Origin of the sequence: Virgibacillus dokdonensis (assembly GCF_900166595.1) — a bacterium.
GTDB lineage: Bacteria > Bacillota > Bacilli > Bacillales > Amphibacillaceae > Virgibacillus > Virgibacillus dokdonensis.
The window spans coordinates 3,985,601-4,003,893 of record NZ_LT745763.1; the positions used below are offsets into that span (position 1 = coordinate 3,985,601).

Consider the following 18,293-nt stretch of genomic DNA (forward strand, 5'->3'; position numbering starts at 1 on the left):
AAAACCATCACGCTTATGATACGCCACAACTTAAGCCTCCACATATACTTACTCCTGATCAGATATTTTTGCGTGGACAACAAAGCGCCCCTCATCCGGGTCGAGTGTATAATCACAAGTGGATAGTGTAATAATCGTATCCTTTTCATTCACGTGTACATCAGATTGGAATACTGATTTATCTTTAATTTCATTAACTAATTGTCTGTACTCATCTTGGGTAGAGAAATGTGTTTGAATATAATCAAAGTCTGTTGTCGTGTGATAGACAGAGAATACTTCTGCTTGATAGCTCTCATATTTCGTATCAAAATAAACGCTACGATGGTTTGAAAAAAATTCTTCATCCGTATATTTTCTTAAATTATGAAACATAGACCCATCCTTCATGTTATGCCCATATAAAACAATATTTGAATTGTATGCATTCACATTATTACGATAGTCCATAAAAATACTACCGGCTCTTGATTGTTCTTCTTTGTAATTCCGATATAAATAATGCTCATTATTCTCTGCTTGTAAAATTGGATAATTTATATTTGTCTTATCAATAGCAAGCCAACCAATAATGTCCGGGTTTATTTTGTGTAGCTCTTTAAATTGCTTTCTTATTTCACCTTTTTCAACTTCTGATGAATCTGAAGCCTTTGTTTGTGCTGCATATATATCCTGTACATCAGCCAGTACTTGTCTATTTTGATAGTAATCCAATCCTAATGAAACTAATTCATATGCTGAATAGACAAACACTCCAAGACATATAGTGATCAACAGATTAGAAAGCGATTTTCTGATTTTCTTACCACTCATTTTATCACTCCACATTTGAATCTTAAATTCCAATGGGTATTGTATAAATCCCTGTATCTTTGTTTTCTTTGATTAAAACATTTATTCCGTAAACTTCCTTCATAAGCTCATTAGTAATTACATCTTTGGGCACACCTTTTTTAACTATTTGTCCATGTTTCATAGCAATAATAATGTCACTATATCGGATTGCCTGATTAATATCATGAAGTACCATAACGATCGTTATACCTAAATCTCTATTTAGTTTTTTAATAAATTCTAATAGCTCATATTGATAATAAATATCCAAATAAGTCGTCGGTTCATCTAAAAACAGAAAAGGAGTACGTTGAGCTAAAGTTAGCGCAATCCAAACACGTTGTTGTTCTCCACCGGATAAAGTATATAGGGCATGGTTTCTTTTCTTAGATAAATTTGTTTTTTGGAGTGCCCATTCAATTACTTTAGCATCCTCTTGCTTATTATTAGCTAAAAATGACTTATATGGCAATCTGCCATAACTAATTAATTTTTCTACTGTCATATCAGCTGGTGCGCTGTTTCTTTGATGTACAACGGCTACCTTTCGGGCAAATTCTTTTGATCGAAATTCAACTAATTGTTTTCCGTCTAACCGAACATACCCTTTATGAGGAGTGATTTGATTGGACATTATTCCAAGTAATGTTGATTTTCCACTCCCATTTGGCCCAATAATTGTAGTAATTTTCCCGCGATTAATCTCTCCGTTTACATCAACCAAATGATTGTTTTTAAGGTCATACGAAAAAGTTATATCTTTAAGTTCCATAAACTCGATCACTCTTTCTAAGCAAAAATATTAGAAACGGTCCTCCTATTAACGCCATAATAATAGAAGCAGGAATTTCATTTGGTGCAATAATAATTCTCCCTAATGTATCGGATAATAATATTAACAAAGAACCTAAGAGTGCTGAAAAAGGAATAAGAACTTTATGATCAGTACCGACTAAGATTCGACCAATATGTGGGACAAGCAAACCCACAAATAAAAATAAACCTGCTGTTGCAGTAGCAATACCAGCTAACAAAACAGCAATTGATGAAATAACAAATCGAGCAATATTTACATTTAATCCTAAGCTTTTCACAGTTTTATCTTCTAAGGCTAAATAATTACACCAAGCAAAAACCAAACAGGCAAAAATCAACCCTATTGTACCGTAAACAACGATAATCTCAACATCCGCCCATTTTTTCATAGATAGCGTAGAAGTAGTTACTTCTTGTACCATGGAAGAGGTATAACTACCTCGATAATTAAAGGTTTGACTTAAGCTTGTAAAAATGGCATTAATCGCAACCCCAATTAAAATCATTCTTAAAGGATCTAAACCCGACTTCCAAGAAAATGAATAAACCAAGAAAAATGCAATTGCACCGCCTAAAAAAGCAAATAATGGTGTATAGAAGAATAACGTTGGAAAAATACTTATCATCAACATACTCATAAATCCCGCACCGGAAGATACACCAATAATTCCAGGTTCAGCTAATGGATTTCTCATTACTGCTTGAATAAGTACACCCGAAACAGATAATGCCGCTCCAGCAAAAATAGCGATTATAATCCTTGGTAATCGTAAATCTTTAACTACTTCGACGTCATTATTCGTTCCCGAAATTAAACCTTGAATAAGTTCCATAAAGGTTACACGAATACTTCCTGACATTGCCGAAAACAGGATTACGGAGACGAGTAATATAATAATTGTTACAAAACTAATGATTCGCTTATTCACTGTGGTCACTCTTTTCTATCTCCTTACCTTTATTTTCCTCAGGATACAACATGTTATATAATTCATCTAATGCTTCCGGGGCTGCTAGATTAGCTGTTGTCCCGAAAAGAAGTTCTTCTAAGTCGTATACTCGACCATTTTTCACGGCGTCAAAATGCTTCCAAATATCATTTTCTTTAAATTCCTTATCAAACATCTTAACGACTTCATCAGGCATACCATGTGCTGCTCGTAAAATAATATCTGGATTGGCCTGTTGTAAATGTTCCGTATTAGAAGCTAGGTATTCAACCTTCTCCCCTGAAAACACATTGACACCACCAGCTATTTCAACTAAATCTCCAATGTAGGAGCGGTCCGTTGCTACTAAATAACTACCTGGTACTCCCATTAAAATAAGAACACGTGGTGGTTTCTTACCATGCGTCTTTTTATTAATGTCTGCTACCTTTTCGTCAAAAGTTTGTACGATTTTTTTTGCCTCTGCTTCACGGTCGAATTCTTTGCCAAGATTTATTATTGCTTTATGCATATTTTCTACACTTTGGAGGTTAATATATCTCGTATCTATGCCCGCATCATCAAATACAGATTCTAGATCGTACTTTAGTGTTGTCACAGACAGTATTTTTTTTGGTTTTAGTGACATAATTAGTTCCATATCAGGACTCATTGGATTACCAACTTCTGTTACATCATCATACCTTTCTGGTAAATCTTTATAACTTGTCGGAATTCCGATTAAGTCTAGTTTTAGTGCATTCATTATTTCTGTAACGGCAACTGTAGTTGAAACAATACGATTATTATCAGGGTCACTTACCTCCCCCACAGTAGCTTTTCCTCCATCTGAGCAACCTACTAGCCCAACGACTACTACTACAATCAAAAGAAACATGTAGGCTTTTTTCATAAGTTTGCCCCACCCCTACACTGAAAAAATTGAATAATATTTACTTGCCTGAGAACATTGTTGTTTTCCTTATATACATACTTCAATTATTTTAAATCTGGAAAATAGCATTCTGGAGTCTTGTCAATTGTGACAAGACTCCAATATCAATCTTTTATTAAATAGAACGGAATTTTTTACGTAATTTAAATGCTATAGGAATAAACGAACCAAATAATAAACTAGCAAACAAAATAATTTTAGCTGGATCATTAGTGGTTGGATTATTGGTTTTATTTACATCTTTCTTTGCAGCTAATTCCTGTTTATCGCCTTGGTCTGCATTACGATCAAATTTTGGGCCCTGACCATTATTATTTAGCTTTTTTATTGGTAACTGTATTTCGTCTTCTACTTTTATTTTTGGATACGTTTCTCCACCCTTAAGAAGCTCAATAGAACTAGGATCAAAATGAAATTGCACGTCATATTCATGATGATAACCTATTTCTGGAATATCTACTTTTACCCACGCATTCAATTTCTTATCTAAATTTTCCACAGCAAATTCAATCACACGAGTATCTGCTTTAGGATCATGACTTAAAACTTTGGGTTTTATTAGCTTTCCATTGTGGTATACTTTGAAATCGGTAATCCACGAACTGTTTTTAAAGGTAATGGCAACTCTTTTTTTTCCGTCCTTTACTTTTAAACTAGCAGGACTAATGACATAATCATTCATTACAGATTTCTGATCTGTATCCTGTTTTAACACTCTATAAGCAATAGAATATTCTCCATTCTTCAAGTTCTTTGGATCAATTTTTTGTCTGTCTGAAGAATTTTGATTAAGTTCCTTATTTTTATTTTTATGTTTATTTTTATGTTTATCCTCTGGATCGTTATTTGATTCGTTTTTGTCTTTATTTGCATCTTCTTTCGGACCCACATTTGAATCTGTAGGTTTTTCTTTTTCTACCTTTTTTATACTAGATTCATTAAAAGATAACCTTAATGGTTGATCACCCGTGTGAACGCCTGCTTTGTACTGAACCCGTGCTTTCATTGGAGTAATAAGTTCTCTTAGTGCATATGTGACAATTCTGGAATTACGCTGTTCATTTATTTCCTCTTGTATTGGTTCTTGTCCATCAATTTGAAATCCAGTTACTGTTTGATGATCCTTTAAGGTAAGTTTCACATATGTTTTTCCATCTTTTACATATATAAAAGCCGATTCATCGATATAACGTGCCATTCCTGATGGTTTATTTTCCTTGGCATGTAACGTAGCAACATTAATTGTATAATTCCCATTCTCTAATTCGATAACAGATGGCTTTTCTAACTCTGAATCAGGTTCTTCTGGCTTTGGCGTTTCTGGATTAGTTGGCTCTTCTGCCAATGGGATATTTGACGTATCAAATTTAAAGCGAATATTATATTTGTTATCATATTCAAATCCGGGGATCCCCGTAACAATAATATGCACTTTGGCATTTACAACTTCTTCAATATTGTTAACTTCAAATTGTACTAGACGTGTATTATCTGTTTTATTTTCACTAATGACTGTAACATCAACAAATTCTTGCCCATTGTTAACTTTAAAGTACTGCCACCATGAACTGTTTTTTAAAGTAGCTTGTATTTTGTATTTTCCTTCTTCAATAAACAGTTTGGCTGGCTTCTCCATATAACCATCAGCTACTGATACTTTGTCCTCATTTTCTTTCCAAATTTCAAATGGTAATTCATATTCTCCATTAGCAAATACTTTATCAACTTCCTCAGCTGATAATGGAGATAATGATGAAGTAATGCCCATAACGATTAAGATGGCAACTAAAAACAAAGCCCCTAATTTTTTCATCTTTCTCCTCTTTTCTGTTTATTTTTATTTAACTGATATTTTCCTTAAGATCACGAACCCTGAAGCAAATAACGTTGCTGTCAATAAGAAAACAGGGGTGTTATCTGAAGTTTTTGGATTTTTTTCAGGTTCTGATTTGTTCCCAGTATGTTTCGTTCCATCGGTGGATTGTTTTTCAGCTTCTACGTTATTCTTAGATTCATTATTTGCAGGTGAAGACGTCTTATCTCCCATCTTTAAACTTGAGGTATCAAATTGAAACCGAATATTATATTTGTTGTCATAATCTATATCTGGCACAACCACATGTATATTTGCATCCAGTATCTGATTCAAATCTGCAACATCAAACTGAACAACCCTTGTATCATTACTCTCACTGACAACAGTGACTGGCTTTGATTGAATATGAAAAGACTTCCACCATGAACTATTCTTCAAAGTAAGTTGCACGATATTCTTTCCATTTTTAACAATTAATTTACCTGGGGATTTTAAATAATCATTCGTCATTGATCTCTCATTTGAATCCCCTTTCAATACTGTGAAAGGTAAATTATATTCCCCTTCATCATAATTCGACGCAGCTTCTATAGATGTACTTTCGACAGAGAAGACTGCTATTAACATTAATAAAAATAAAATTATTTTCTTTTTCACTTTGTTCATTCCTCCTTCGAGCTCCTCTTTTTTCTAATTTTATAAAACACTACAGAAAAAACTATTAAAGCAATCAATAAAAGAGTACCGTAGAGCAATGTATTTGATTCCTTTGGTTCCGTTGATTTATTGGAGACCTTTGAATCCTTTTCTTCCATCGCTAAAAAATCTTCATCACTTATATCCATTTTTTCTATCGTTTGTTGATCTAATTTCTTTAAAGTATCTAAGTCAAAATCAAATCGTACTGTATATCGATGATCATAAACAGGATCCATTGTTTCAATAAACACATGCATTTTAAACGCAATGGGTTCAGTTAAATCTCGATCTACCTGAAATTGAACTATTCTTGTATTTTCCTTTTTATTCTCTTGAATTACTTTCACATCAACAAAAGAGTCCCCTAAAGGTGACTGTAACTCCTTGGTCCACTCACTATGATTTAACATAAACCGTATATAATGCTTACCATTATGTACAATGTATGTTGCTGGTTTCTCAAAATAGTCATTGGCAATAGATACTGAATCTGTTTGTGCGTGTAGTATAACGTAATCCAATGAGTATACTCCTTCTTCTACATTTGGTAACTTAGACTTTGCATAACTAGTTTCTACAGGAAACCAAATATGGGAGACAGAGTACAGGAGTACTAAAATAAGTATTAAAATTTCAGACCAACGTTTTTGCATTTATTCCCCCCCTGCTTCCAAAGATATTGATTCTCATTCTCAAATAGAATTAAAATAAAAGAAGTTTTCATAACTTCTAAGTCTTAAAATCTATTTGTAATTAATTACGATCCCCCTTTTATTAATAATGAGAATCATTTTCAATTACCTATCAACTAATACCTTAGCAAAATAAAATGTAATGTCAACCACTATTTCTGTTTTTTTCTTTATTTATGCAATTATCTGCAATTATATTGACAATGATAATCATTATCAATATAATTGCAGATAATTGCGAATGAAAATCAATAATAGGGGTGTATATAGATGCGTAATTATTTATTTATTACTTTACTCTTTTTACTTATATTCCTTGTTGGATGTAATAATCAGGATGACCAATCAGAACAACATGAAACGCAATCAAAAGGGGATACAATTTCCGTTACAGACTCCTCCAAGCGAACAATTGATTTGGAAAAATCACCAGAAAAAATTGTTGCTTTAAGCAATGGCGACGTAGATATTATCTATGCATTAGGACATAAAGTAGTTGGTCGCCCATCAGGAAAAACAATAGTTAGCGAGGCTAAAGACGCTCTGGAAATAGGTTCTAATCATAGCTTAGATTTGGAAAAAATAACTTCCTTAGAACCTGACCTCGTATTAGGGAACCATCCAATGAATATGAAGGACATACAAGCAGTAGAAGATATTGGAGCTGAGATGGTATTAACAAGTGCCAATTCGGTGCAAGACATTCAGAAACAAATTTCTCTATTTGGAGATTTATTAAACAAACAAGATAAAGCAAAACAAATCGTACATAAAATAGATAACAAACGAAAAGAAGTAAAAGAAAACACAGTAGAAAAAAAGCCTAGAACACTATTGATCTATGGTGCACCTGGAACCAACATGGCAGCATTACCTAATTCTCTCAGTGGAAATATTTTAGAATTAGCTGGAGGAATAAATATTGCTAGTGATTATCCAAGTTTAGAAATGTATCCACAGTATGCACAATTAAACACAGAGAGAATTATAGAATCCAATCCAGAAATCATTCTTTTAATGACACATGGCAATCCAGAAAAAGTAAAAGAGAGTTTAATAAAGGAAATGTCGCAAACAGCCGGCTGGGATGAACTGGATGCTGTGAAAAATAATCGCCTGGTTATTCTTCCTTCTAATCTGTTTGGAACAAATCCTGGAACAAAAGTAATTGAATCCATTGATTATCTATATGATGTACTAAAAAACACGAGGGAATAGTGGGATGTCAGTGCAAAAAAGAAGTATGCGTAGGAAATATATAACGATTATTACTCCTCTTCTCTTAATACTTGTCACTCTGTATGGTATTTCTTATGGCCCAATTTCCATTTCTCTCACAGAAATATGGACTGCATTGTTTACAGAGGAAAACACCATGCAGAAAAAAATAATTATGGATATACGCCTACCACGAGTATTAATTGGATTACTCACAGGAGCGTGTTTAGCAGCTTCAGGTGCTATATTACAGGGTGTTATGAAAAATCCATTAGCTGATCCTGGAATCATTGGCGTCTCATCTGGTGCTGGACTTGCAGCAATAATTACGATGGTTTTGTTACCACAGTTCATCAACTTATTACCTATAGCTGCATTTATCGGCGCACTTTTTACATCACTCTTAATTTATTTATTAGCGTGGGATCGTGGCGCTTCTCCTGTAAAAATTATACTTGCCGGTGTCGCTATAAATGCTTTATTGGGAGCAATCATGAGCGGGATCATGGTTTTATATAGTGACCGTGTTCAAGCTGTCTTACCTTGGCTCTCTGGTGGCTTAACTGGCAAAGGGTGGTATCAACTGGAATTTATGGCTCCATATGCTCTTTTTGCGCTTCTTCTATCCGTATTGGCTATTAAACCTGCAAATGTTCTACTGCTTGGTGATGACTCAGCTAAACTTTTAGGAGAACATGTAGAAGTACAACGTTTTTTACTCATCACACTAGCTTCTTTATTAGCAGGTGTAGCTGTTAGTGTAGCTGGACTAGTGGGATTTGTCGGATTAGTTATTCCACATGTGATTCGACTTTTAATTGGTGATGATTATATCTTTTTATTACCTTTAAGTATTATCAGTGGTGCTATACTCGTTGTGTTGGCAGACACTATTGCGCGATCTTGGTTTGATCCGATTGAAATACCCGTTGGCATATTACTTGCTTGCCTCGGAGCACCGTTCTTTTTATATTTACTCAAGAAACGGAGGATATTGTGATGAATGCTATCCAAACCAATTGTATTTCATTAAATGTCCATCATTTTAAATTGGATAACATCTCTTTGACTATTCCGAACCAAAAAATTAGTTCTATCGTAGGGCCAAATGGTTCAGGTAAATCAACGCTTTTAAAAATTATTAGTAATCTACTTAAGGCAGATCAAGGTTCTGTTTATATATATGAAAAAGAAGCCCAGTGTTATAAAAATAAAGAGTTCGCGCAAAAAATTACTATGTTACAGCAGTCAAAAAATCAACTACCTAATTTAACAGTTAAAGAACTCATTTCTTTTGGTAGATCACCATATAAACATTTTTTTAGCAATCAATTATCTATGGAAGATGAACAAATAATTTCTGAGGCGATGCAGATTACAAATATAACAAATTATAAAAATCGTCTGTTTTATAGTTTGTCTGGTGGAGAACAACAGAAAGTACGGATTGCAATGGCTTTAGCCCAAAAAACTAGTATCTTATTGTTGGATGAGCCAACAACTTATTTAGATATTTCACACCAATTTGAAGTTATGGAACTCCTGCAATATATTAACAAGCATTTTAATATAACTATTATTATGGTTTTGCATGATTTACAACAAGCAGCAACATACAGTAATTATATGATTGCATTAAAACAAGGTAAAATAGTACAACGCGGTATCCCCAACGAAGTGTTAACGAAAGAATTTTTACAAAGTGTCTATAATCTACAAGCACGAATTAAATTTGAAGATGGTTATCCACTAATCATACCTAATATAAGGAGGTAACATCGTGTACATTGTTACAAATACGACGAAAATCAAAAAAAATCAAGGACATAAGCTGATAGAGCGTTTTAATAAAGTAGGTCATATTGAATCAATGCAAGGATTTTTGGGACTTGAAGTACTAATAACAGATAAATTAAATGATTACGATGAGGTAAATATCGTAACTCGATGGGACTCAGAAAGTTCTTTTAAAAAATGGATAAAGAGCGATGATTTTAAAAAAGCACATACGCATGATGGCGGAAAACCTGAATACATTATTACCAATACCATCTCTTATTACGAAGTCAAAATCATTCGTAAACCAATCGCTTCTGCGTAAATTAGTATATGAACCTGTATTTATATAACTAAAAGAAATAGGTGTTTGAAAATATTTTCACACCCCGATATGAAATATCAACTGTAGTGAACTTCACCCCTATTTGTTAGAACACAAATAGGGATGATTTTACTACCTTTACCTTTGCATATAAATGCTGTGAGGCTCTCAGAGAAGAGTGCTACGGAACAAGTTATAACACAGGTTATATAGATTGAATATATCATGGCTTGTTTTTCATTGTCTCGCTTTATTCTTAAATTTTGATATCATAAAGTAATTGCTTTTATTTAGTTTAGGTACTATACTAAATAACATGAAGAATAAAAAATACATTACAAATAACGATTTAATCCCTAACAGCCAGCATATCGGTAGATTAATCTTGCAACTTCAACGACTCGAACGAAACCCTCGTACCTTTGGTAAAGCAGGTACGTTGACTCCAAGTGAGATTCATGCAGTAGATGCAATTGGAGAAGACGGAAATGTACTTATGAGCCAGATTGCAGAACGACTCGGAATTACCAAAGGAGCAATCACACAGATTATTAGTCGGTTGGAAAAGAAAGAAATTGTTTTTCGGACTTCACATCCCGAAGATTCAAGAGCAGTGTTAATTTCATTAACTGAAAAGGGAGTAGTAGCTTTTCGAGCACATATGGAACTTCATCAGAACTTTTACCAAAAACTTAGTAAACAGCTAAATGCTGACGAAATTGCTATTTTTGAAAAATGTATAAAGATTTTTTCATCATTACTAGACGAAGTAGATGATTGAAATGCCCCATCTGCAAGTAGTAGATCAGTTTTAATTGCAGATGGGGCATTTTTAAAATTAAATAGTTTAGCACCTAAACTATTTAACGAACAAGATTCCTATTTCGAAAAACATATTTTTATTGAGGAGAGATAATATGGGGATTACTTTTGCAATTTTATCAGCCTGCACGTTTGCTATAAACAACGTGGTTGTAAAGAAAGGTATCATGCGAGATACTCATAACGATAATGGCTTATTTATTACTGTTATCATAAATATAATTCTTTTGGGTTTATTATGCTTCATTGTTATTGGAATAAGAGGATGGAATTTTGAGTTTTCATGGACAGCTATCTTCTTCTTTTCACTTGCTGGATTATGTACAACAGGGATAGGTAGATTTACATTATTTTCAAGCATTTCATATATAGGACCATCAAAAGCATCGGCAATTCGTAACTCAACGCCCATTTTTACAACTTTGTTTGCCCTTATTATTATTAAAGAAAATATTGCGTTTTTACCAGGCGTTGGAATGGTACTCCTACTTGGAGGAATAATTAATGAAGGAATAAGAATTTCCACGTCTAAGACATCGAAACAAGAACATATCCCTAATTCCTTTACAGTTCATTCTAAGAAACATCAGTATCTAGGCGTAGGGTTGGCTTTATTATCAGCTTTAACTTTCGGAGTTGGTCAAGGATTTCGTAAACAAGGCTTAATAGAAACGAATGACGCATTTTTAGGTGCATGGATAGGAGCTTTGGCTTCTTTTATTTTCTTAATTCTTTATAAAACCGTTCGCAAAGAATTTACAGCAGCAAAATTAAAGAAGAGCTTCACTACGATGAACCCTTTCTATTTAACTGCTGGCGTTCTAACAAGTCTTGGTCCACTATTCTTTTTCCTGGCTGCGCAAACGATGGAAGTTTCCTATGTAAGTGTAATTGCAGCTACAGAACCATTAATTACTATTTTAATTAGTGCAGCCATTTTTAAAGGGATTGAATCAATTACTATAGGTACTTGGCTAACCATTTTTATAATGCTCTTTGGAACAATATTGATCGCAATTAATATGTGAGCTAACTAACGATAAATTTTTACTTCTGACTGGTTCCAAAAATACATGTTGACAAATCTATGATCAACTTAAATTTCATCTTCAAAAGTGGGGGATTCTTCCCCCCACTGATTAGCCGTACCCATAACCTAAAAGTACTTTTACGATAGGAAGATCTATTGCTTTTATCTGCATTAGATTTGTCCACATACATTTGCAATTCTTGCAATGAGAGTTTTACAGCTTCTTACATTGGTAAAAATTCAGACATCTGTCGTTCATGCTTGTCGAGCATAATCTGTCCCACCTTAATGCCCTGCTCACGCAACACCTCCATATTCTGCACAATGAATTCGTCGCTACCTACAACATAGAATAGTCCATCCTTGTCTGCAGCAAGATTTTTCACTTCTTCATAATATTCTTTACGATTATCGACAAATTGTGATGTGAACTTCTTGTCCAATGAAGATTCAAAAATATTAGTGAATAAAAAACCTTGCGATGAATCGATGTTCAGAGAATGAATGTGTTTGACGTTGTCCGCACGTTCGAAATACTCAAGCACCAATGGTCTGAAAGTTGCCAAACCGACACCTGATGACAGCAGATAAACATTTTTGTCTTCTCTTTTAAGGGGTACATTTGAATGCGTTTTAAATATTGCAACTTGATTGCCCACTTCAAGATTCCTTAAAATCGTTTTAAACTCCGAACACTGCTCTCTGATGCGTGTCGTAATCCCAATTGAATTTTCGTTCGGTAAAGTTGAGATTGACATGTGGCGAATCAGGGAGCGGTTTGGTTTATCTCCTGCATTAAAACCTTCCAGCGCAAAATGAGTGTGGGAACCTTCTTCCCATGTAAAGCCTTTCGGACAGTCTAGCAGGTACGTTTTAACTTCAGGGGCTTCTTCAATAATCTTATTTATTTTAGTCCAGTATATTTGCATGATATATTCTCCTTATTCCATTATATAGATTTGTTACTATCAAATATACAGCAATTGATAACTATTCTCAATTAATTATATGATTATATCATAAAATCTAGCGACTTAACAAAGCAAAAGCCGCAAACTAAATGATGTATTTACTTTCCTATAGTGAAAAAAGACACCTTGTCAAGATGCCTTTTCGTAATATATATTTTATTGTTCTAGTTTTCCTTTTAAAAATCTTGTATTTAGTTTGCTTCTGAATCAAACTGATCAATTATTTTATCCATTGGAAAATAAACAAAATCATTTTCATCGGTTTCTTGTTCATTTCGATGCATCGATACTTCAGCAAGATCAACAAAATCTATGGTTAGTACTTCCCAGCCTTCATGTTGCAAAAATTCATCACCGGCACTACTATAAGCAATTTGAGCTAACAAAGTTTTATCATTTATCGTGTCGTTATCGCCAATTATAATGGAAGCTTTTATTTCTCCATCGTTCATCGTTAATTTTTGTATTTCATCATTTTCTTCTAATACATGATCCTCTAATAATTGTGTTGCTTTATCCACATTCATACCTTTGTTTTGTTCTTGTTTCTCTTCCGTCTTTTGACTATCTGCCTCTTCTTGTTCCTTATTTTCTTGCTCCGTCTCTTTTTCATTTTCTGCCTTTGCTTCGCTCTCAGTTTCTCCAGAACAAGCAGCCAATGAAAGGCTCAAAATACTAATAACAATTAAAAACAATACTTTTTTCAAATCTGTATCCTCCAAGCAGTAGTATAAAAATATTATGCTGTATGGAGGAAGATTTTGCAAGATAAAAATGGTTTCTAAGCAAGCAAAATATCATGTACGTGCAGTGAAAAAACACACGACATTCATTAGGAATATATTTGCCAATGAACATTTCTACTTTCATATAGTGCATGCCGATGTAAAGCATAAAGCTGTCATAGAAATGCTCCAAATATCTTAGCTTTTGCTTTCAATTATCTCCAAGAACGCAAGAGAACCAAATTTAAATCTTCTCGACTTCTATGTATTTAAAAATCCTTAAAAGAATTTTATCCATAAAAATCGCAGAAAACCCCCTTTGAAAATAAAATTTAAGACTTGAAAACTACTACTATCCTTCTATCAATTAATAATAATTTTATGAAAGTTTATTTTTTTAACCGTTCATTTTATAATAGAATCATCACCCTATACATAGTTTTATTGCTGTGATTAATTGATCAATACGGATTTAATCTATGATAAAAGAAAGGGCTTGTTACTATGGAGCTTCGACAAATTAGATACTTTGTAGCCATTGCAAACTCTAAAAGTTATTCAGAAGCAGCAAATAATTTATTTGTGACGCAACCAACCTTAAGTTGGAACATACAAAAGCTAGAAGAAGAATTAAACGTTCGTTTATTTTATCAAACAAATCAAGGGTTAAAACTAACCGAGGCAGGAAACATATTCTATGAAAAAGGAAAAGACATTCTTATTCATGTAGATGAATTAACAGAAACCATTCAGCAACTCAATCAAAAGGAAAACAAAACACTAAAAGTTGGCCTAACTGTTCTTTTTGCTATTCAATATATGAAAGAAATTGTTCATTTTACTTCTACCCATCCTGAAGTTGAAGTATCCCTTATTCAAACCGGATCTATTAAATTGCAAAAAATGCTCGCCAACAAGGAACTAGATATTGGATTATTATCTTTCCCTATTTATGAGCCTTCCATTACTATTGAAAACTTGAACACTTCTAATCCAGATTACTCAGTCGCTGTTGTCATGCCTTTTAACCATCCATTAGCTGAGAAAAAATCCATACAATTCTCCGATTTAAAGGGTGCTTCCATTTGTTCATTTTCTTCTAATTACGTATTGGGAAAAATACTTCATAAATCCTGTCAGGAAAATGGATTTCAACCAAATATTATTTTTATGAATGACAACTGGGAAGTTTTATTACAGAATACGCTTATTACAGGTGGTGTCACCTTAATGCCAAAAGCACTTGAACGCCTGAGTAACTATAACAATTTAAAATGGATACCGCTTAATGATAAAGCAAATTATTTTAAAATAGGAATTGCAAAAAGAAAAAATGAACACTTAAAAGATATTGCTATACGTTTCATTGATACGATAAAAAAGAATTAACTAAAATTATTTGAAATCCAACTAAATTTTTCGTTTTTTAAAAAATTATGCGAATAACAGATAAAGGTAGGTTATTTTAAAATGATTGTCATAGAACACCTCAAAATTGGGTTTTATGAATTGCTATAATTCCTCGCTACTTATGTTAGGAATCTACAAGATACATTCGCAATCGATTTGACAACGAGCGGGCATCATTCATGACTAAGGAGACAGCATCAAAGAGATATTGGCTCATACTTGTCATGATCATGACCGCTCTTCTATACCCTAAATTACCTTGTTATCTCGTACCCTATAACGAAGAACAAACACTATTCATCCATTATGATTTGTTCCTTAGCGTGTATTAATTGCGTAATGAATGTATTATATGGAGTCTCAAAGCTAAATTCTTTCGACATTCGGGCTACAGCACCATTTAAAAAATCCACTTCTGTTAAACGATGGTTTTGAATGAGATCTTGGTGCATGGAGGGATAGTGACTTCCAACTTTTCTAGAAGACTGTAAAATATATTCAACTATATCATCCTCATCTAGTATTGTTCCCTTTTCCTTGGCTACTTTAACAAACTCCTTCGCGATATGACGAATAATCATTTCGGCTTGATTCGTTGATACGAACTCTGCCAAGTTACAATCAAGTAGTGCACAAATTGCATTCATCGCTCCATTAACACATGCTTTTCTCCAAATAGAATATTTAACATCCTCACTATAGTATGCTTTAAAACCAGCTTGATTGAGCATACCTACAAGTTGTAAGGCCTTTTTCTCTTCACGATCTCCTGGTGTAAAGTTCTGAATTTCAATGGTGCCAGATCCCTCAAAGGTAACGTGGCCAGAACCTTTCAATCCTGAAGTATAAATGGTCACACCCATAAAAATGTTTTTAACAGGAAGGTATTCTTTTAATATATCTTCATGGCCAATTCCATTTAGTAAACTAATCACACTTGTATTTTCCCCTAAAATTGGTTTTATGTCCTCTAGCATATCCTGCAAACCCATTGATTTTGTGAAAACGAAGACAAGATCAACTTCCTCAGCCACTTCATGGGGATAAAAGATAGGAATGTTAACTATTTTTCTGTTATTTCCATCTTGAACGATGAGACCATTTTCCCGAATGGAATCAATATGTTCTTTCCATTTATCAATTAAGATAACATCATTTCCTGCTTCGTAAAGCATGTAGCCAAACCGACTACCCAACGCTCCAGATCCTGCGATTGCTATTTTCATTATCTCACCTACTACTTTTTTTACACAACAATTGCCTTTCTGTCGTGTTCTTTAAAAACTTGCGCTTTTTCTTGACCAACTAAAACACGCCTCGCTCCTTTAGCAAGTGCTACCATTTCTGCTTCCCCTGGAACAAAGAAAACAGGGGCAATAAAAGAGGTTCTATCTTTCACCAGACTGGTAATAAACTCCGAATAAGCAAGTCCACCAGTCATAATAATTCCATCCACTTTTCCGTAAAGAACCGTAGCGAGTTCACCAATTGTCTTTGCTATTTGGTAAGCCATCGCCTCTAAAACAAGTTTTGCTTTTTCATCCCCATTTTTAGCTTTTTCCTCAACAATACGAGCGTCATTTGTACCAAAATAAGAGACAAGTCCACCTTTTTTCCGTGTCAAATCCGTCATTTCTTTTTTCGTACGTTCAAAACACAATGGAATAACTTCTTTTAATGGGAGACCGCCAGAACGTTCTGTTGAAAATAAACCTTCATCATCAGATACAAGATCAATCATACGGCCGTTTTTATGAACACTAGCTGAACTTCCTCCGCCAACATGTGCTACAATAAGATTGCTTTCTTCATAAGGCTTCTGTAACTTTTCTTCTGCAATTTTCATACAGACAGCTCGCATATTTAACACATGACCAATACTTTTACGCTCTATGTCTGCAACCCCTGAAATTCGTGCAACATCATCCATTTGATCAACCGTTACAGGATCATATATATAGGCCTTACAATCCAATGTGCCAAACGCTTGAGCAACCCCTTTTGCCAGCGTAGCTCCCAAATTTGAAGCGTGTTGTAAGACAGGACGATGTTTTAAACAATCTATCATTGCGTCATCAACAATATATGCACCTGCATTAACTGGAGGTAACAATCCTCCACGACCTACAACCGCATCGAAAGAACCATTCGTCATGTTTTGTTCTGTTAACCACATGGTAATCTCTCTAAATCGAAAATCATATTGATCCATGATAGAATCGTATTTAGCAATATCATCATAGGAATAGGTTAATTCTTTACTTAAAATCATTTCATCATTTTCAAAATATGCAAGTTTCGTTGATGTTGCTCCAGGATTTATAGATAGAATACGATCCGCCATCTTCATTTACTCCTTCCTCTTTTTGTGCATGGCTAATTTGTAATGCCAACAGAAGAGAATATCGTTTTTCCAGTGTACTTGAACTTCTAGATGTTAAAACAATTGGAACTTGAGCCCCAAGAATAATGCCAGCCATTGTGCCGTTAGCAAGTAGGAGCATACTTTTGGATAGTGTATTACCGGCTACAACATCAGAAGCAACTAATACATCTGCATCCCCGTTAATTTCTCCTTGGTATCCTTTTTCAGTCGCTATGGAAGGTCTGAGAGCAACATCTAATGAAATAGGTCCTTCTACAACACAATCTTCACTTTCCTTAAATCGTTTCGTTAATTCATCTGCATCTGTTGAAGCTGGAAGCTTAGGCTGAACAACTTCAGCTGCAGATAATACCGCAAATTTTGGATGATGATAGTTTAATGCCCGCATGACTTCTAGCGCATTTTCTATCATCGCCTGTTTTTGATCGACATTTGGCGTTAACAGCATACCGCCATCTGTAACTCCAATCAGTTTTGGATAAGCAGGGACATCGATTAACGCTAGATGAGAAAGGACATCTTTCTCTCGTATTCCTGTTTCCCGATGAACGACTTCTTTTAATAATGTCCCCGTTTGAATATTTCCTTTCATAATAAAATGAACCTTATTTTCCCTTACTAATTCAACACCTTTATACGCTGCCTCTTGATCAGATGACACATCAACGATATGATAAGTAGTGTTTTTCATATCCATTTTTGATATTAAATCTTCTATTTCTGACTGACTATCAATTAGAAATGGTATAACTACTCCTTCATTAGCTAGTTCAAAAATGCTTTCTAACGCATGTTCATTAGCCGCTTTAACGACAGCTACTTTTTTAGGTTCTTTTATGTTGCCTATCTTTTGTTCCAATTCTTGAAAATCATGTAACATGCTATAAGC

At 34.1% G+C, this 18,293-nt stretch carries 19 protein-coding genes; 7 read left to right on the forward strand and 12 right to left on the reverse strand.

Going from position 1 to position 18,293, the window contains the following annotated elements:
- Positions 1-48: 48 nt before the first annotated feature.
- The 7 genes from srtB to B2C77_RS20115 all read right to left on the reverse strand — a co-directional run bounded on the left by srtB (position 49) and on the right by B2C77_RS20115 (position 6,702).
- The gene (srtB, locus tag B2C77_RS20085) at positions 49-813 is read right to left on the reverse strand and encodes a class B sortase (RefSeq protein ID WP_077706650.1); all 765 of its coding nucleotides are present in this window, start codon (positions 811-813) and stop codon (positions 49-51) included.
- A gap of 22 nt (positions 814-835) precedes the next feature.
- Entirely contained in the window at positions 836-1,606 is a 771-nt protein-coding gene (locus B2C77_RS20090) for an ABC transporter ATP-binding protein (protein WP_077706651.1), read from the reverse strand.
- Positions 1,596-2,579 (reverse strand): FecCD family ABC transporter permease, encoded by a 984-nt coding sequence (locus tag B2C77_RS20095; protein ID WP_077706992.1) that lies wholly within the window; start codon positions 2,577-2,579, stop codon positions 1,596-1,598. Before B2C77_RS20095 ends, B2C77_RS20090 begins: the two co-directional genes overlap by 11 nt.
- The gene (gene isdE, locus B2C77_RS20100; RefSeq protein ID WP_077706652.1) at positions 2,572-3,492 is read right to left on the reverse strand and encodes a heme ABC transporter substrate-binding protein IsdE; all 921 of its coding nucleotides are present in this window, start codon (positions 3,490-3,492) and stop codon (positions 2,572-2,574) included. The genes B2C77_RS20095 and isdE overlap by 8 nt, the downstream gene beginning before the upstream one ends.
- Before the next feature lie 157 nt (positions 3,493-3,649).
- Positions 3,650-5,347, reverse strand: coding sequence for an NEAT domain-containing protein (locus B2C77_RS20105; RefSeq protein WP_077706653.1), 1,698 nt, complete (start codon positions 5,345-5,347; stop codon positions 3,650-3,652).
- Between the two features lie 24 nt (positions 5,348-5,371).
- Positions 5,372-6,007, reverse strand: coding sequence for a heme uptake protein IsdC (gene isdC, locus B2C77_RS20110; protein ID WP_176087380.1), 636 nt, complete (start codon positions 6,005-6,007; stop codon positions 5,372-5,374).
- Between the two features lie 5 nt (positions 6,008-6,012).
- Positions 6,013-6,702, reverse strand: coding sequence for an NEAT domain-containing protein (locus tag B2C77_RS20115; RefSeq protein ID WP_077706655.1), 690 nt, complete (start codon positions 6,700-6,702; stop codon positions 6,013-6,015).
- A gap of 309 nt (positions 6,703-7,011) precedes the next feature.
- Here B2C77_RS20115 and B2C77_RS20120 point away from each other — a divergent pair, with 309 nt between their 5' ends.
- From B2C77_RS20120 to B2C77_RS20145, 6 genes are all read left to right on the forward strand, one after another.
- On the forward strand, positions 7,012-7,959 hold the full coding sequence (locus tag B2C77_RS20120) for an ABC transporter substrate-binding protein (protein ID WP_077706656.1): 948 nt from the start codon (positions 7,012-7,014) through the stop codon (positions 7,957-7,959).
- A gap of 4 nt (positions 7,960-7,963) precedes the next feature.
- On the forward strand, positions 7,964-8,959 hold the full coding sequence (locus tag B2C77_RS20125) for a FecCD family ABC transporter permease (RefSeq protein WP_077706657.1): 996 nt from the start codon (positions 7,964-7,966) through the stop codon (positions 8,957-8,959).
- Positions 8,959-9,735: an ABC transporter ATP-binding protein gene (locus tag B2C77_RS20130; RefSeq protein WP_077706658.1), complete on the forward strand. Its 777-nt coding sequence runs from the start codon at positions 8,959-8,961 to the stop codon at positions 9,733-9,735. Before B2C77_RS20125 ends, B2C77_RS20130 begins: the two co-directional genes overlap by 1 nt.
- Positions 9,736-9,739: 4 nt before the next feature.
- Complete coding sequence (gene isdG / locus B2C77_RS20135; RefSeq protein ID WP_077706659.1) at positions 9,740-10,060, forward strand: heme oxygenase; 321 nt, start codon at positions 9,740-9,742, stop codon at positions 10,058-10,060.
- 316 nt (positions 10,061-10,376) lie between these two features.
- On the forward strand, positions 10,377-10,841 hold the full coding sequence (locus tag B2C77_RS20140; RefSeq protein ID WP_077706660.1) for a MarR family winged helix-turn-helix transcriptional regulator: 465 nt from the start codon (positions 10,377-10,379) through the stop codon (positions 10,839-10,841).
- A gap of 136 nt (positions 10,842-10,977) precedes the next feature.
- Positions 10,978-11,910 carry an EamA family transporter gene (locus B2C77_RS20145; protein WP_077706661.1) on the forward strand — a complete coding sequence of 311 codons (933 nt, stop codon included), beginning with the start codon at positions 10,978-10,980 and terminating at the stop codon, positions 11,908-11,910.
- Between the two features lie 226 nt (positions 11,911-12,136).
- On the opposite strand, the gene B2C77_RS20150 is transcribed toward B2C77_RS20145, so the two are convergent.
- The gene (locus B2C77_RS20150) at positions 12,137-12,841 is read right to left on the reverse strand and encodes a ferredoxin reductase domain-containing protein (RefSeq protein WP_077706662.1); all 705 of its coding nucleotides are present in this window, start codon (positions 12,839-12,841) and stop codon (positions 12,137-12,139) included.
- 233 nt (positions 12,842-13,074) lie between these two features.
- The gene (locus B2C77_RS20155) at positions 13,075-13,590 is read right to left on the reverse strand and encodes an acid shock protein (protein WP_077706663.1); all 516 of its coding nucleotides are present in this window, start codon (positions 13,588-13,590) and stop codon (positions 13,075-13,077) included.
- A gap of 522 nt (positions 13,591-14,112) precedes the next feature.
- Here B2C77_RS20155 and B2C77_RS20160 point away from each other — a divergent pair.
- Positions 14,113-14,997 carry a LysR family transcriptional regulator gene (locus B2C77_RS20160; protein ID WP_077706664.1) on the forward strand — a complete coding sequence of 295 codons (885 nt, stop codon included), beginning with the start codon at positions 14,113-14,115 and terminating at the stop codon, positions 14,995-14,997.
- 314 nt (positions 14,998-15,311) lie between these two features.
- Here the strand turns inward: B2C77_RS20160 and B2C77_RS20165 are convergent, their stop codons facing one another.
- From B2C77_RS20165 to B2C77_RS20175, 3 genes are read right to left on the reverse strand one after another with little or no spacing between them, the layout of a single operon-like run.
- Complete coding sequence (locus B2C77_RS20165) at positions 15,312-16,244, reverse strand: 2-dehydropantoate 2-reductase (RefSeq protein ID WP_077706665.1); 933 nt, start codon at positions 16,242-16,244, stop codon at positions 15,312-15,314.
- A gap of 20 nt (positions 16,245-16,264) precedes the next feature.
- On the reverse strand, positions 16,265-17,362 hold the full coding sequence (gene buk, locus B2C77_RS20170; protein ID WP_077706666.1) for a butyrate kinase: 1,098 nt from the start codon (positions 17,360-17,362) through the stop codon (positions 16,265-16,267).
- Entirely contained in the window at positions 17,301-18,284 is a 984-nt protein-coding gene (locus B2C77_RS20175; protein ID WP_077706667.1) for a phosphate acyltransferase, read from the reverse strand. Before B2C77_RS20175 ends, buk begins: the two co-directional genes overlap by 62 nt.
- Between the last annotated feature and the right edge of the window lie 9 nt (positions 18,285-18,293).